The sequence below is a fragment of the Pseudoxanthomonas sp. G3 genome (assembly GCF_057654715.1).
On sequence record NZ_CM172805.1, the window covers coordinates 3,011,334 to 3,026,071 of the forward strand.

Genomic DNA, 14,738 nt, shown 5'->3' on the forward strand with positions numbered 1-14,738 from the left:
CGCGCCCCCGCCCGAATAGCTCAGCCGGTTAGAGCACTTGACTGTTAATCAGGGGGTCGTTGGTTCGAGTCCAACTTCGGGCGCCAGATAAAAGAAAACCCGCGCTGCGAAGCGCGGGTTTTTTGTCGCCTGCCAGCCCGCGGTCCTACCAACAATCGTCGACCGTCCGGGTGCCGCTCTCACCGCGCTGACCCGCAGAGTTAAGCGTCAGCGTGCCGCACTGCGGATCCTGCTGATTGGCCTGCGGGACCGCACGCAACTGGAAGGTACGTGCTGTCGATGCCGCGGCATAGCCGACCTGATAGAAATTTGCCACTTCCGGCGCGCACTGCGCGATCGCAGGCGCGGCGCCCGTGGCTGGATCGAGGTAGGACAGATTCGTCGCATAAAAGCGCTCGAGGAACTGGGCGCGCTCCTGCAGGCAGGTGGCCGCTGCCGCCCTACGCGACTTGACGATGAAAGAACTGTAGCTGGTGTAGGCGATCGTCGCCAGGATGGCGATGATCCCCACCGTCACCATCAACTCGATGAGCGTGAATCCTCGTTGACGCTTCGAAAGCTTTCTCATGATCTGCCCAGATTGTTGAAGTGGTCGGGAACTTAGTTTCTGATGATTTCACGCCAAGAAACGCGACCCACCTGCCTGGTCTCCCGAATGCGCTCACACTCGATGCTCGCATCCGAAATGTTCAGGCAGATCTGACCGGTGCCACCGGTGCCTCCGAAGATAGCACCCAGGGTGCCCATGCCACCCAAGGGAACCGATCCGATCGCGACGCCCGTGTTGGGGCCTGTCGTGATCCGCTCGTCATTAAAATCAGCGTCGCCATCGAGATCGAAGAGCGAGACCGGCAAGCTTGCACCAGAGAAGGCATTGAGCGCGTTCAGATAGCCGCTTCCCCCTGGCAAACAGGGATCTTGACTGGGAATGATGCTAGAGAAGATCAGAACGCCCGCCACGACTTGCGTATCACTGATGACGCGCTCGCCGAGCGTCGTCCCTGGCGGATAGGGCGGGTTGACAAGATCAATGTACCAACCCTGCACACCGGCCGCGATGTTGGACGGGGCCTCGAACGCACGCGCTCCATTCTCGGTCGCAACGATCGTCCTGCGCTGCAGCGATGCCCTGCCTGCGATCGTGGAGGTGGAATCCTTGATGCCATATACGCTCTGGACTTGCAGGTTGCTGAGGTCGCCTTCGGTGATGAAGCGGCCGGTACCGAAGAACACCCACAGCTGGAAGGTGGCCGGGTCACGCACGACCGCCGGGGCCGCAGTGATCGGCTGCCGTTGCCCAGCATCATTGGTGGCGGTATAGAGGATCACCCGGCTGCCGCCGGCAGCCCACGTCGCGGAACTGGCGGCGGTGAGATTGAAGCGCCACATGTTACCCAGCATGTCGCCGGCGTAGACGAAGTCGGCAGTGCCGTTGCCGTCATTGTCGCGCACGGTGGCGGCCATCAATCCATTGGGGGTCGTCGCATTGCCGATCCCGGTGTTGATCTCCGCCAACAGGACACCATCGCTCAGCCGGTAGATCAACAGCGCCGCACGGTCGCCGGCACTGTTGATGCCATTAGGAACGATAACGCCGGTATCACCGTTGTTGAGTTTGGTGATGATGGGCTGTCCAACGACCAAGCCCATGTTGGTGCCGGGTGTCTCGGTGCGTTCCCACATCACCTTGGTCTGATCGAAGGTCTGCGGGCTCGTCACGTCCAGGGTGTAGATGCCCTTGCCACCACGCCCCAGTGCACCGACCAGTATCGTGGACGCAGGCGTCTGAGCCCTTGTCGAGAGCGCGATGGCGCCATCCACGAAATAGCGATGCTCGTAATCCGGATGGCTGAGCGTCGACAAGTCGGAGAAATTGATACCGCCCGGCACATAAGCGAACCGTTCGGTGCCGTCGTTGACATTGATGGCATGCATCATGCCGTCGTTCGCACCGACGTACAGCGTTTGCTCGCGTGGCGCAAAGGCCGGCGAGGAGTTGATGATATCGCCCAGTAGTTGACTGCGGTTCCTAAGCGTGCCTCCGTTGGCTCGTTCCCGACTGCGATCTCCTGCGATATACGCTGCATTATCGGCACCGGTCACCGCCGGGCTCGTTACGCGAGCAAGAAGTAACTGCTGCGCTGCGGTTGGGAAGACAGCCCCGCCAGTCAAACTGTTCGTGAAGATCCGACGACCCGTCGTCGGGATGCCGGCAGACGCATTCCAGATAGGCGTAGCGGTATTGATGCCCGATGCAGTAACCGGAAACGCACGTACGTTGCCTGTCCACAGTCCCGACACGAAGCTGGCTTGATAGGACCGCGTACCCGAGTCCAGACGGGTAGAATTCGCCGCAAGATTCGAGAACGAACCTGTCAGCTCAGTAATCGAAGATAGCGTTCTGCGAAGCGCTGTGGTGAATTCATTGGGATCGTTCGCGAGTACAAAGCTGCCCCGACCGTTCACGGACGCATGCCAAAGGTCGTCAATCGTCTCGGGCGTCAGATTGGCGCTAGGGTTGGGCCAGCTAAGCGCGCCAGAGGTCAGCGCGGGCAGATCTGCGTCGGGATTAAGCGTGCCCGATGCGCCGATCGAGATCGAGAACGTCACCATGTGCTGCCAGAAAGCCGGATTCGCCGAACTGTAGCGCACGTTGTTGGGCAAGTCCGTGCGCAGGTCGTTCTTCCAGTAGCGCATCGCAACGTCGGCCAACGTGTCGCTGTACGCACTGCTGTACGGATTCGACGGCGAATAAGTATACGTTTGTCCCGACACGGTGCCCGTTATGGTCGAGCCGGCCAGGTTGTCTTGCTCGCCCACCGGGTTGGTGTAGCCGCTGTCATTGCGGTAGCCATCCGTGGTCAGGAGCGCGAAATTCTGCCGACAGCTGAGCTGATTAACCCCAGACTCAGGACCCCAAGGTCCCGTATTGGAATTGTCGTTCTGGAAGTAACGACCTGCCTCATTCAAGGCATCACGCAGCGGCGTTGTGCCACTTGCCGTCGTGCCATATAGACGCTGATACCAGACTGTCCGATTATTGTCCGCGCCGCTGTCTACAAAAAGACCACTGTTGCGACTAATCAACAGCGGCTTATTGAATGTGATGGCATTCCCCGTCAGATTCCGCTTCCAGATAGTACGGAAGCCCACGCGCAAATTGCTGCCGATCTCACTGAATGCGGCGCCGGCGCCAGCCTTGGCAACCTTCATGCGCGTGCGATGGTACGAATACCAGGTTGCATAGTTGGTCCGTTCCGCGGCCTCGGTTCGGCTGACGGTCTGTCCCTGCTCATTAAGGTAAGAGGGGGTGACCTGCGTGCAATTGCGCCACTGGCTCGAGTTCGTCGTGTTCGTACAGCCGGAATTGAGCGCGGGGCCATTGTTGTAGTTCGGCGCGCTACCGGATCTGGCCAGCCATTGGCTGCGAATGACCCTTCCATCGGTGAGGATCTGGTACCGGTAGTAGTTCGCACCGTTGCCCAGATATGCCGCCGTGGTATTGGTCAGGTCAATCGGTACGTAGTACGTCCTGACTGCTTCATACAGGTTCAACGCGCCGGTCGCGAGTGTCGTGTTGTCATAGACGGCGTTGTAATTGGTGCCGCCCGTCATCAAGGTACCGTTGCCGCTTTCGGCCATCCACGGTTGATAGGTGATCGCCGGGTTGTAGTGAATGGTGTTCCGCGTGTAGGCCTGAGCGGCGACATTCACCGTCGAGGTGGCGGGAACATTGTCGGGCAGCGACGTGTCTTCCATCGAACCTGAGTCATCGAGGATGAACAGGATGTTCGGCGGAACACGTCCACCCGTCTGGATGGGCTCGTAGGGGACCGTGATGCCAGCGTTCGCGGGCAGCGCAACCATCGTGGCAACGAAAGTGCACACGATGGCTCTCACGTCGCCAACCAGCGAGGCGCGACGAGTACGGGGGCGGAGAGACTTCATACACTCATCCAATGCCGTGGGTCACGGCGCAATGAAGTTCGACTGCAGGATCACGCTGGCGCGGCCGTTTGCCTCGCTGCGGGCCGTGACGCGATAGGCAGGCCGAATACAAAGATCTGTCCCGCGATACTTCGCATCCAGATTGCATTCGAACCAGGTCTCGGACCAGCCAGCATGTTCGACAAAGAACTGCGGCTGCACCGCTTGGGCGCCGGCCAAGCCGTTGTTGAGGTTGGATACCGAGTTGCGCCAACCCGCAAACGCGGCGTTGGTGGCGCGATCCGCCGTACCGGCGACCGGCGAGCCACACATGCCATTCGTGCAGCCGCTGCCGGCCGCCGGAGGGTTAGCCCCCCAGACGCCGCCTGCGATCATCGCCTCCGCTTCGCGAAGCGCCGCTTCCGCTGCCTGGAAATTCTGGCTGCGATCGAGCAGGTTCGCGCTCATGCGGTCTTCGAGCAGGGTACCGCGCAGGACGGCAAGACCGAGGAGGGTCATCACCAGCAGCAGGATCAGCACAACCACGAGCGATGCGCCGCGGGTCTGCTTCGCAAACTTGGGGGCGGTACGCATTACAGGCTCCTGTTCCTGAGGCTGGCCACCTGGACAAGCTGACGACGGATGGGCTGCCCGTCGGTTCCCGTGTTCTCGTCGCTTCGCAGTGTCAGTGTCATGCGCACCGCGAGCACGTCACGCCAGTTGGCGGCTGGCACCGCGCCGGCGGCGACGTAGTTGTTGGCTCCCGGAAGCAGGTACTCCAGGTTCATGGCGACGACGCCGGGAATGAGCTCTTGCGGGTTCACCACGCCGTTTGGAGTCAGGAGCGCTTGATACAGTGCAGGCCCTCCCGTCCCGTTGCCGATGTACCAGGCGGCGGCGTGAATGCGGGAAATGGTCGCGTTCGCACCGAATGTCGAGGCGTCTCCATTCGGCCCCAGGTTGGCGGTCGCATTACCCGGCGTCCCTGCGGCGGTGTGGCGGATCGTGGTGGTACCGCCCGCATTGGTCATCTGAAAGATGGCACCGAAGCGTACCGTGCCCACGTCCGTATCCTGGACACTGGCCAGCGACACGACGTCCGCATCCTGACCGCAGGCCAGCAACACGTCACCGGTCTGGAAGCCATGATTCGCATTCTGGACGGTGAATGTCTGGGTGCCCGGTACGTGCGAGACAACACTTACCGACCTTTCTCCGCCGGACATCGTCACCAACGCCTGCGTATTGGCTACGCGCTGTCCAGGAGCCCCTCCGACACCGATGGCCGGAATGACATCGCCACCTCCATAACCCATCAACGCACTGCCGAGCGCGACATTGGCGGGCGTGCGGCCCCAGTTGCTCCACCAGCGCGTCGCGGGCCCGTTGATGACGTTGATGACACTCATGTTGTTGCTGCTGTTGCAGGCATTGCCGCCAGCCTCCCGCACATCGCGCGCCATCAGCTCGAACGCCATGCGGGCGTTCTCCTGGATGCGTCCGACGCTTTCGGTGGCGCGATAGGCTTGGCGATTGGAGAGGAAAATGCCGATGGCGGCGGCAACCACGAGCAATCCCAATACCAGCGCCACCATCAGTTCGATCAGGCTCAGGCCACGTATCGCGCGGGGCGCACCTTTCATCTGAACGATACGATTCATATCTGCGTCCTGGTCGCGATCCGGTAGGTGCTGTTGCCGGCCCCTGCATTACCGGTCGCCCGGCTGTCGTCCCACTGGACCGTCACCGTGCAATCCGCGGCATTGCATTGGATCGAGCCACAGGTATTCGGTGTGTTGCCGAGGGTCGTCTCAAGCGATGCAATCCAGGCGTTCATGTCCGACTGCGCAAGCGTGCCCGCCGCGGGAGGATTGCAGGTCAAGGCCAGGTTGTATTGGCCGGCAATTGCGGCCTGACGGTTGGCCCGCATCGATTCCAGGATCGCGTACGACTGGATGACGGCTTGGCTGCGTTCCAGCGAACTCTGGCTGTTCTTGAGCGCGGTGGCCTGCATCGCCGCAATACCCAACAGACCGATCCCCATGATGAGCACTGAGATCATCACCTCGAGCAGACCCACACCGGCTTCCGTGCGTGGATGCGAGAACCCGGCGCGTCCGGTGCCACGGACGTGAGCGATGCCATAAGTCTTCATGGAGGACAGGCTCCCGGGGTGGTGAATGTGGCAGACGACGAGGCAAGACGGCTTCCCGCATCGAGTCGAACCTGCCGGGTGTTCTCTTCTGGCGCCGTTGTAGGCAGGCATACGGTGAACTGCGTGTTGAGCAGTCCGCCCGCCGCGTCGCGCGCAAACCCGTCAGGGCGGAACACCACGCTCCCTACATTGCCCCGAACCACCAGTACGCCCTTGGCCGTACTGACACGCAGGACCTGCACGCCCGCGCCCGCGGGTGCGGTCATGATCCTGTTGCCCCAGTTGGTGCCCGAACACGTCGCATTGTCCGTGCTGGGGCACAACGTGACCCGCTGGTTCAGCTTCACCGCCTCCGAACGCGCGGCCTGGATATCGGCCACGAGTTCGTTCGCCTGGGCCGTCAACCGGTTCCCGTTGATGAGCGCCGTGAACGCCGGGACCGCCAGGGTCACGAGGATAGCCAGCACCGCGAGCGTCACCGCCAGCTCGACCAGCGTGAATCCTCGGGAAGATGCGGAGCCGGCGACGTCGCCGGACTTCCCATCAGATCGAGACATAAAGGGTTCGCCCCCATTGGAACCGGATGCCAACCTAACGGCTCCTTTGCGGCCAGGCCATACGATCCCCGATGAACGGACGGAGAGGCGCCCTCAGCGGTCGGCGTCTGCCAAGAAACACGCCGAGCGTGCATTATCTCGGCGTGATCCCACGCCCTTCCATCGCCTTCCGCCCGGCCCTGCCCTCCGCCCTGGAGACGCTGTGGCAGCCCGCTACGCTGATCTGGGTCGTCCTGGGGGGTGAGGGTCTGGCCGCGTTGTTCGCACTTTCGCCCGGCGTCGAGTCGGGTCGCTGGATTCTGTTCGGGTTGGCCTCCCTCATGATCCAGTGGGTGCTCTTGCTTTCGCTGGGTGGGCTGTACAGCCTGCGAAGAAACTTGGCGCACTGGCGTCCGCTGCACATCGCCTTCGTCGCCATCTTGTTCCTGGTAGCGTCAACGTGGATCACGTGGGGCGCCGCCTGGCTCACCCTCGGGGCGGACTGGGGCCTCTCCACCACGGGCTGGCGTGATGCCGGCTTACGGTTCACCGCGGTCACGCTCACGGTTGGCCTGCTCGGGCTCGCCGCCTTCCAGAACCACTGGCGCGCACGCCAGCTTGCGGTGCGGGTCGCGCAGTCCGAACTCGAAGCCCTGCAGGCGCGCATTCGTCCGCACTTCCTGTTCAACACGCTCAACACGGGTGCCGCCCTGGTCCACCAGCGGCCGGAGGAGGCCGAACGGCTGTTGCTGGACCTGTCGGACCTGTTCCGTGCCGCACTGGCCGGGCCGCGGGAAATCAGCCTGGCGGATGAACTGTCGCTGGTGCGGCGTTATCTCGAAATCGAGGGCCTGCGGTTCGGCGATCGCCTGCGCGTGACCTGGTCGCTGCCGGAGGAGGCCTTGCCGGCGATCGCCGTACCCGCGCTGTCCGTACAGCCCCTGGTCGAAAACGCGATCCGCCATGGCGTGGAACCGGCTGCCAGCGGCGGCGACGTCAGCGTGGAGGTCGTCGAAACGGAGGGCGTCGTGCAGATCACGGTGGGCAACGCCCTGCCCGCTACGCCGGTGCGACCCACGGCCGGGCATCAGGTGGGACTGAGTTCCGTCAGGGCACGCGTTCAGGCGATGACCCAGGGACGGGGCAGTGTGGAAATCCAGGCGAAGGACGGCCGTTACACCGCCATCCTCCGCCTGCCGATGCCCTGACCGGTCAGGTTGCCACGCGGTAGCAGGGCTGGTACTCGCCGGCGATCTTCATGCGTCGCTGTTCGACGAAGGCGCGCAGCAGCGCGTCCAACGCCTGCATCATCGCCGGGTCGCCGTGGATCTCGAACGGGCCGAACTCCTCGATCCGCCGCATGCCATCTTCCTTCACGTTGCCCGCCACGATGCCGGAGAACGCGCGGCGCAGGTCGGCCGCCAGATCGTGCACGGCACGGCCAGGTCGCAGTTGCAGCGCGGCCATCGCTTCATGCGAGGGCACGAACGGCTGCTGGTAGTCCTCCGGAATCTGGATCGCCCAGTTGAAGAAGAACGAGTCCTTGTGTTCGATGCGGTACTCGCGCACGCGACGGATGCCGGCCACCATCTTCTTCGCGACCGCCACCGGGTCGCCGATGATGATCTCGTAGCGTTCCGCGGCCGCGTCGCCCAGCGTCAGTCGGATGAAGCGGTCGATCTGCTCGAAGTACGGCGCTGCGATGGTCGGGCCAGTGAGGATCAACGGGAATGGCAGGTGCGCGTTCTCCGGGTGCAACAGGATGCCCAGCAGGTAGAGGATCTCTTCCGCCGTGCCGACGCCGCCGGGGAATACCAGGATGCCGTGCCCGATGCGGACGAAGGCCTCCAGGCGCTTCTCGATGTCCGGCATGATGACCAGGTGGTTGACGATCGGATTCGGCGACTCGGCGGCGATGATGCCCGGCTCGGTCACGCCGATGTAGCGGGTCTTGGCGCGGCGTTGCTTGGCATGCGCGATCGTCGCGCCCTTCATCGGCCCCTTCATTGCGCCCGGGCCACAGCCGGTGCAGATGTCCAGGCCACGCAGGCCCAGCTCGTAGCCGACCTGCTTGGTGTAGAGGTACTCGTCGCGCGAGATCGAATGGCCGCCCCAGCACACGACGAGGTTCGGATCGCTCGGCTTGAGGATGCGCGCGTTGCGCAGCAAGCCGAATACCGCATTGGTGATGCCCGCCGAAGACTCGAGGTCGGCCGCATACTCCGGCCCCAGCTCAATGGCCGTGTAGGCCAGGTCGCGCACCACCGCGAACAGCAGTTCGGCCACGCCGCGGATGATCTCGCCATCCACGAACGCCATCGCCGGCGCGTTGATCAGGTCGATGCGCACGCCGCGATCCTGCTGCAGGACCTGGATGTCGAAGTCGGGATAGAGATCGCGCGCCGCGCGCGGGTCGTCCGAGGCGCTGCCGCTGGTGAGCACAGCCAGTGCGCAGCGGCGCAGCAGCTCGTGCATGCCACCGCTGGATGCGTCGCGCAGACGTGCCACTTCGGCGCGGGAAAGTACGTCCAGGCCACCGCGCGGGTAGATCCGCGCGTCCTGCACCGGCAACGCCCTCGATGCCGTTTCGCTCATGGGTTTTCCTGTTTCATGTCGTCAGGAGCGGGACTTTAGCGCAGTCCCGCAGGCAAGAGGAGCCCGCCCAAAAAGAAACGGCCGGGTTGCCCCGGCCGTTCGGTAACACGTCGTGCGAGGCTGGATCAGAACTCGTACTTCAGACCCACCTGGAGCGACCACTGCGAAATACCGTTGGTCTGGCTGTCCGCGTTGGTCGGCAGGCCGAGGGCCGTGGACTGGCCGAACTCAGGCACGCCGTTGAGGTTGCCACGGTAGCCGTAGACGTACCTGCCGTTGTAGATGCCCTGCAGGCTGGCCACCGCGTTGTTGGCGTTGAAGCCGTAGTCGATGACGTGGCCCCAGTCCTTGTTGATCAGGTTGCCGACGTTCTGGATGTCCAGCCAGATCTTCGACTTGTGACCCTTGAAGAAGCCGGGCAGCTCCTGGCTGATGCGGATGTCGAACGTGTTCACCCAACCGGTGGTGAAGCCGTTCTCCGGCGCATAGGTACCCTGGTAGCGGCTCAGGCCTTCCTGCGTCGACAGCCACTCCCAGAAGCGGGCTTCCATCACCGGATCGGGCGTGAACTGGCCGGTCGCGCTCAGGCTGCCGAACAGCACGTCGCCAGGGCCAGCCGGCACGTAGAACAGGTCGTTGAACGTGCGGTTGTCGCCGTTGGCGTCGCCGGTGAAGATGTAGCTGTACGGACGGCCGCTGCGGCCTTCGTAGAACAGGCCGACCTGGGTCGCATAGTCGCCGAAGAACTTGTGCGACCAGTTCAACGCACCGCTGAAGCGGTCCTTGATCTCGTAGCGCGCGGTGGAGCTGGTCGGCTCATTGATGCTGAACCCGTACTGCGAACCGTAACCCGAGCCGGCCGTGGAGCTGGTCAGCGCGGACACTTCCTCGGCGTTGGTGCGGGTGTAGCCGATGTTCCACGACCAGTCGCTCTCGCTGGAGAACGGCTTGCTCAGCGAGATGGTCAGCTGCTGGCCCTTGCCCTTGTTGGTGTTTTCCAGCAGGAAGACATCGCCAAAATAGGTGTTGCGGCCGGTGCGCGCGCCATTAGGCGAGAGCGCACCGGTGCCGGCCGTGGTGTTGCCGAACGGGCGAGCGCTGTTCGGGTTCCAGTACAGCACGCGGCCATCGGGACCGATGTAACCCGGACCCACGTTGAGCGTGCGGTAGAACAGGCCGTTCTTGACGTCCGTCAGCAGCAGTTCGGCCGACGCGACCACGCCGTTCCACGGCGTTTCCACGTCGATGGCCAGGTTGGCCTTCCACACCGACGGCAGTTCGAAGTCGTCGCTGATGGCGTTGACGTTGCGCACGCCAGAACCACCCGGCGGCACGTTCTGGTTCAGGCCATCGGGGCTGAACGGAACGAGCGTCGGGTTGGTGTAGTTCTGATACGACGTGTAGTTCAGGCCGGTGCTGCTGTAGGCGTTGCCCACCCATACCTGCGGCGCATCGCCCTGGAACAGGCCGACGCCACCGCGCAGCTGGGCCGGACGCTCCCAGTCGAAGGTGTAGTTGAAGCCGAAGCGCGGCTGGATGATGTAGTCGCCGTTGTAGGTGTTGTTGTTGGCGATGCCGAAGCCGCCGGTGTAGCCGGTACCGCACGCGGCATTCGTCGTGCCGGGAGCGGCGGCGAAGCACTCATTGAACGGCGGGTTCGGGCTGGCCGTCGGCTTGTCGGCGCGCACGCCGAGGGTCAGCGTCAGGTTGGGCGTGACGTACCAGGTGTCCTGCACGAAGAAGCCGAGCGACTTGTTCTTGTAGCGCGCGGCGATCGCATCCGGATTCGTCGGATTGGTCTGCAGGTCGTAGTCGAAGTAGCGGCCATTGATCAGGTTGCTGAAATCCGAAACGCCATTCACCAACGGCACGTAGAAGCTGTAGTTGCCCCACGAGTCCTGCAGGAAGAAGTTGTAGATCTCGTTCTCGCTGTACTCGGCGCCGAACTTCAGGTCGTGGTCGCCGAGGGTCCAGGTGGCCGCACCGAAGTAATTCCAGGTCTCGGTCAGCAGCGCATTGCCGGGCGAGCTGCGCTCGGTGCCCAGGCGGATCGCGTCGAGGCCGGCGAAGCTGTTGCTGTTGGTGCCGATCGGGTTGTTGTTGCCGTTGGTCGCGATGCCGTCATCGAAATACACCTGGATCGTCGGCGCGTTGGTCGGGCTGACGCGGACGGCGGAGTAGTCGCGGTACGACACCTTGAACTCGGTCGAGAACGTCTCGGACCAGTCACTGAACAGCTGGCCGACATAGCTTTCCACGGTCTTGACGTGGTTGAACCAGTTCGAGCTCAGCGCCAGCACGCTGGCGGTGGACGCTTCCGGACGGATGCGGTTCTGCTCCAGCTTGCTGTAGCGCAGGCTGGCGCGGTGCGCATCGCTGATGTTCCAGTCCAGCTTCAGCGCGTACTCTTCAAGCTCGGTGTCGCCACCGCCGCTCAGGTCGCCCGCATCGAAACCCCACTCCTCGCGCGCGATGCGCTGCACTTCGGCCACGTCGGCGGCGTCGAAATCCGCGCCGCCCGAGGACAGCGGGTTGGTGCCCAGGGTCTTGCCGGCCGGGCCGATGTTGGTCTGCTTGAACTTCTCGTAGTTGGCGAAGAAGAACAGCTTGTCCTTGATGATCGGGCCGCCCAGCGTGATGCCCCAGGTCTTCTCGTCGTCGTATTCGTCGAACGGACGGTCGGTGACGTCAATGGTGGCGCCGGCCACGCGTGCCGGGTAGTCGCCGAACCAATCGCCATCGCGGTACGTGCCGTAAACCGAACCATGGAATTCATTCGTGCCGGACTTGGTCACCGCGTTGACGTTCGCACCCGCGGCGCCGGACATGGTCACGTCGTAGTTCGACAGGTTGATGTCGATGGCCTCGATGGCCTCCATCGAGACCGGCTGGCGCTGGGTCGGCATGTTGTTGCCTTCCAGGCCGAAGGTGTCGCTGGCAGACACGCCGTCGATGGTGATCTTGTTGAAGCGCGGGTTCTGGCCGCCGGCGGTGATGCTGCCCGACGCGCGATCACTGAAGGTCACGCGCGGATCCAGGCGCATGTAGTCCTGGATGTTGCCGTTCACGGACGGCAGGTTCTCGATGGTGACGCGGTCGACGCTGGTGCCCGAGCCCATCTTGGTGGCGCTGAACACTTCCGAGCCGCCAGCGAAGCCCACGGCGGTGACGGTTTCCAGCGTGGTCAGGTCGCCGGTCAGGGCGGCGTTGACGGTGCTGGTCTGGTTCAGCTGCAGGAAGACGTTGTCTTCGGTCTTGGTGCCGGCACCCGACTTGGTGATGGTCACCTGGTAGGGACCGCCGACGCGCAGGCCGCGCGCGGTGTAACGGCCGCTGGCGTCGGTGGTGGCGCGGCTGACCGTACCGGATTCAACGTGGGTGATGGTCACCTCGGCGCCAGCGACCGGCTGACCGCCATTGTCGGTGACCAGGCCGCCCACACCGGCCGAGGTGCTCTGCGCGAAGGCAGGCGCGGCGGCGAGCGCGGCAACGAGGCCAAGGCTGAGCTTGGACATGCGAAGACGACGAGATTGATTCATCGGATAAACCTCAGTACGGGAGTGGTGATGGCGGAGCTGGCTGACAAGACGTGCGGAACCGGCCGGAAAGGTCGGTTCAAGAGGGCGTGCTAGGGGTTCCCATGGCCCACGCGGCGTCCGCGGAGGTTAATAACAGGTTAACACGATAGGACCATTTTGTGACCGCGGCATGACAATTTTCCGCAGTGCAGCATGACAGTCGTCGCGATGCGGCGACGCCCCGCTAGGCGGGCGTCCAACGGGCGGCGCGACCTGGCCGGATCAAATGTTGGGAGGCGTCAGCTTGAGATAGGTGCCCACCCCGTCCAGCACCATCTGGACGGAGATGGCGACAAGAAGCATGCCCATTAGCCGCTCGATCGCGGTCAGCACACTGCGCCCCAACCACTTGTAGAGGACCGTGGCCGAGATAAGGATCGCCGCGGTGGCGGCCCACGCGATCAGCAGGGCCAGGCTCCAGTCGCCCAGGCGGTCCGGCTCGGAGCTGCCCATCAGCATCACGGCGGCCATGCCCGAGGGGCCGGCGACCAGGGGGATGGCCAGCGGCACGATGAAGGGCTCACCGCCGGGCGTTTCGCCCATCAGGCCCTCGGGGCGCGGGAAGATCATTCGCACGCCGATCAGGAACAGCACGATGCCGCCGGCAATCGCCACCGATTCCTGGCGCAGGTGCATCAGTTCCAGCGCGTACTTGCCGCACCAGAGAAACAGCATCAACACGGCCAGCGCGATCAGCAGCTCCCGCACTATCACGATGCGCTGACGGCGCGTCGGCAGCGGCTTCAGCACGCTGAGGAACACGGGAATGTTGCCCAGCGGGTCCAGAATCAGGAACAGCAGCATTGCCGCCGACAGGATCGTCATGCGCGCACTTTCCAAACCTGACCGCGGTGCTCACCACCGGAAGATGACAGCAGAGTGACACAGGCGCCGGCGTAGTCGGCCGCATCCCGGGCCTGCAGGTCGTTGTCATCGGCATAGGCGCGCGCACGCAGGCCGGTCCGCATCGGGCCGGGCTGCAGGGCCGACACGCGCACGGACGAGGTCGCCAGTTCGGCATGCAGCATGCCGACCATCGCTGCCAAGCCGTGTTCGGCGATGCCGTAGGCACCCCAGTAAGCCTGGCCGACGCGGTCGAGGTCGTCCAGCGCGAACACCAGCGCCGCATCCCTGGACTGCCGCAGCAGCGGCAGGCAGGCCTGCGACAACCACCAGGGCGCCGTCAGGTTGACGTGCATGACGCGTGCGAACGCGGCCGGGTCGGCGTGCTCCAGTGGCGTCAGCCCCTTGAACTCCACCGCGCAATGCAAAACGCCATCCAGTCGACCCAGTTCGGCACGGAGGCGGTCGGCAAGCTCGGCGTAATCGTCTGGCGTAGCGCCCTCGAGATCCAGCGGATACAGCAGCGGCTCAACCCCGGCCTGCGCGACCGCGTCGTAAACACGATTCAACTTCGGCACCTTTCGACCCAGCAGCACCACGGTCGCACCGGCCTGCGCGCAGGCAACCGCCGCAGCGCTGCCCAGGCCACCATGCGCGCCACTGACCAGGATGACGCGTCCGTCCAGCGGGCGTGGTGCGCGGGTGGGCAATCCGACCAGGCTCACGGAGACAGCGCCTCGCTCACGATGCGCTGCAGTTCGCCGGACTCGTGCAGTTCGAGGGTGATGTCGCAGCCGCCGATCAGTTCGCCGTTGATGAAGAGTTGCGGGAACGTGGGCCAGTTCGAATAGCGCGGGAGGTTGGCGCGGATCTCCGGCTCTTCGAGCACGTTGATCGTGTAGGGATGCTCGGCGCCGGCTTCGCGCAGGGCCTGCACGGCACGGCTGGAGAAGCCGCACATCGGGAACTGCGGCGTGCCCTTCATGAAAAGGACGATCGGGTGGCCATCCACTTCGGCCTGGATGCGTTCCATCACCGGCATGCTGATTTCTCCTTCCTTGACGGTTTGGCAACCACCGTCGGGTACACTTTCGGTCCGCTCCG

The 14,738-nt window shown here is 63.8% G+C and carries 12 protein-coding genes and 1 tRNA gene; 2 read left to right on the forward strand and 11 right to left on the reverse strand.

What is annotated here, in order from left to right; all coding sequences use genetic code 11:
* The first annotated feature begins 9 nt into the window (after nucleotides 1-9).
* Nucleotides 10-86: transfer RNA gene (locus tag AC23D6_RS14400), tRNA-Asn, on the forward strand.
* Between the two features lie 59 nt (nucleotides 87-145).
* Here the strand turns inward: AC23D6_RS14400 and AC23D6_RS14405 are convergent.
* From AC23D6_RS14405 to AC23D6_RS14430, 6 genes are read right to left on the reverse strand one after another with little or no spacing between them, the layout of a single operon-like run.
* Nucleotides 146-568, reverse strand: a complete 423-nt coding sequence (locus AC23D6_RS14405) for a type IV pilin protein (protein WP_487749910.1) — start codon at nucleotides 566-568, stop codon at nucleotides 146-148.
* Nucleotides 569-600: 32 nt separating this feature from the next.
* The gene (locus AC23D6_RS14410; protein WP_487749911.1) at nucleotides 601-3,948 is read right to left on the reverse strand and encodes a pilus assembly protein; all 3,348 of its coding nucleotides are present in this window, start codon (nucleotides 3,946-3,948) and stop codon (nucleotides 601-603) included.
* Nucleotides 3,949-3,969: 21 nt separating this feature from the next.
* Complete coding sequence (locus AC23D6_RS14415) at nucleotides 3,970-4,521, reverse strand: pilus assembly PilX family protein (RefSeq protein ID WP_487749912.1); 552 nt, start codon at nucleotides 4,519-4,521, stop codon at nucleotides 3,970-3,972.
* Nucleotides 4,521-5,588: a PilW family protein gene (locus tag AC23D6_RS14420; RefSeq protein WP_487749913.1), complete on the reverse strand. Its 1,068-nt coding sequence runs from the start codon at nucleotides 5,586-5,588 to the stop codon at nucleotides 4,521-4,523. Before AC23D6_RS14420 ends, AC23D6_RS14415 begins: the two co-directional genes overlap by 1 nt.
* A complete protein-coding gene (pilV, locus tag AC23D6_RS14425) occupies nucleotides 5,585-6,082 on the reverse strand; it encodes a type IV pilus modification protein PilV (RefSeq protein WP_487749914.1) in 498 nt (165 codons plus the stop codon). The genes AC23D6_RS14420 and pilV overlap by 4 nt, the downstream gene beginning before the upstream one ends.
* Entirely contained in the window at nucleotides 6,079-6,639 is a 561-nt protein-coding gene (locus tag AC23D6_RS14430; protein ID WP_487749915.1) for a GspH/FimT family pseudopilin, read from the reverse strand. Before AC23D6_RS14430 ends, pilV begins: the two co-directional genes overlap by 4 nt.
* Nucleotides 6,640-6,782: 143 nt before the next feature.
* Here AC23D6_RS14430 and AC23D6_RS14435 point away from each other — a divergent pair, with 143 nt between their 5' ends.
* Nucleotides 6,783-7,826: a sensor histidine kinase gene (locus AC23D6_RS14435; protein ID WP_487749916.1), complete on the forward strand. Its 1,044-nt coding sequence runs from the start codon at nucleotides 6,783-6,785 to the stop codon at nucleotides 7,824-7,826.
* A gap of 4 nt (nucleotides 7,827-7,830) precedes the next feature.
* On the opposite strand, the gene ppnN is transcribed toward AC23D6_RS14435, so the two are convergent.
* The 5 genes from ppnN to grxD all read right to left on the reverse strand — a co-directional run bounded on the left by ppnN (nucleotide 7,831) and on the right by grxD (nucleotide 14,676).
* A complete protein-coding gene (gene ppnN, locus AC23D6_RS14440) occupies nucleotides 7,831-9,213 on the reverse strand; it encodes a nucleotide 5'-monophosphate nucleosidase PpnN (RefSeq protein ID WP_487749917.1) in 1,383 nt (460 codons plus the stop codon).
* 125 nt (nucleotides 9,214-9,338) lie between these two features.
* Nucleotides 9,339-12,728, reverse strand: coding sequence for a TonB-dependent receptor (locus tag AC23D6_RS14445; protein ID WP_487749918.1), 3,390 nt, complete (start codon nucleotides 12,726-12,728; stop codon nucleotides 9,339-9,341).
* Nucleotides 12,729-13,013: 285 nt separating this feature from the next.
* Entirely contained in the window at nucleotides 13,014-13,616 is a 603-nt protein-coding gene (locus AC23D6_RS14450) for a YhgN family NAAT transporter (RefSeq protein ID WP_487749919.1), read from the reverse strand.
* Nucleotides 13,613-14,359, reverse strand: coding sequence for an SDR family NAD(P)-dependent oxidoreductase (locus AC23D6_RS14455; RefSeq protein ID WP_487749920.1), 747 nt, complete (start codon nucleotides 14,357-14,359; stop codon nucleotides 13,613-13,615). The genes AC23D6_RS14450 and AC23D6_RS14455 overlap by 4 nt, the downstream gene beginning before the upstream one ends.
* Nucleotides 14,356-14,676 (reverse strand): Grx4 family monothiol glutaredoxin, encoded by a 321-nt coding sequence (gene grxD / locus AC23D6_RS14460; RefSeq protein ID WP_487749921.1) that lies wholly within the window; start codon nucleotides 14,674-14,676, stop codon nucleotides 14,356-14,358. The genes AC23D6_RS14455 and grxD overlap by 4 nt, the downstream gene beginning before the upstream one ends.
* Nucleotides 14,677-14,738: the final 62 nt, after the last annotated feature.

Coding starts and splice junctions, on each gene's coding strand:
- AC23D6_RS14405 (WP_487749910.1), bottom strand. CDS start 568: ATGAGAAAGCTTTCGAAGCGTCAACGAGGATTCACGCTCATCGAGTTG.
- AC23D6_RS14430 (WP_487749915.1), bottom strand. CDS start 6,639: ATGTCTCGATCTGATGGGAAGTCCGGCGACGTCGCCGGCTCCGCATCT.
- AC23D6_RS14420 (WP_487749913.1), bottom strand. CDS start 5,588: ATGAATCGTATCGTTCAGATGAAAGGTGCGCCCCGCGCGATACGTGGC.
- AC23D6_RS14450 (WP_487749919.1), bottom strand. CDS start 13,616: ATGACGATCCTGTCGGCGGCAATGCTGCTGTTCCTGATTCTGGACCCG.
- ppnN (WP_487749917.1), bottom strand. CDS start 9,213: ATGAGCGAAACGGCATCGAGGGCGTTGCCGGTGCAGGACGCGCGGATC.
- grxD (WP_487749921.1), bottom strand. CDS start 14,676: ATGCCGGTGATGGAACGCATCCAGGCCGAAGTGGATGGCCACCCGATC.
- AC23D6_RS14410 (WP_487749911.1), bottom strand. CDS start 3,948: ATGAAGTCTCTCCGCCCCCGTACTCGTCGCGCCTCGCTGGTTGGCGAC.
- AC23D6_RS14445 (WP_487749918.1), bottom strand. CDS start 12,728: ATGTCCAAGCTCAGCCTTGGCCTCGTTGCCGCGCTCGCCGCCGCGCCT.
- pilV (WP_487749914.1), bottom strand. CDS start 6,082: ATGAAGACTTATGGCATCGCTCACGTCCGTGGCACCGGACGCGCCGGG.
- AC23D6_RS14415 (WP_487749912.1), bottom strand. CDS start 4,521: ATGCGTACCGCCCCCAAGTTTGCGAAGCAGACCCGCGGCGCATCGCTC.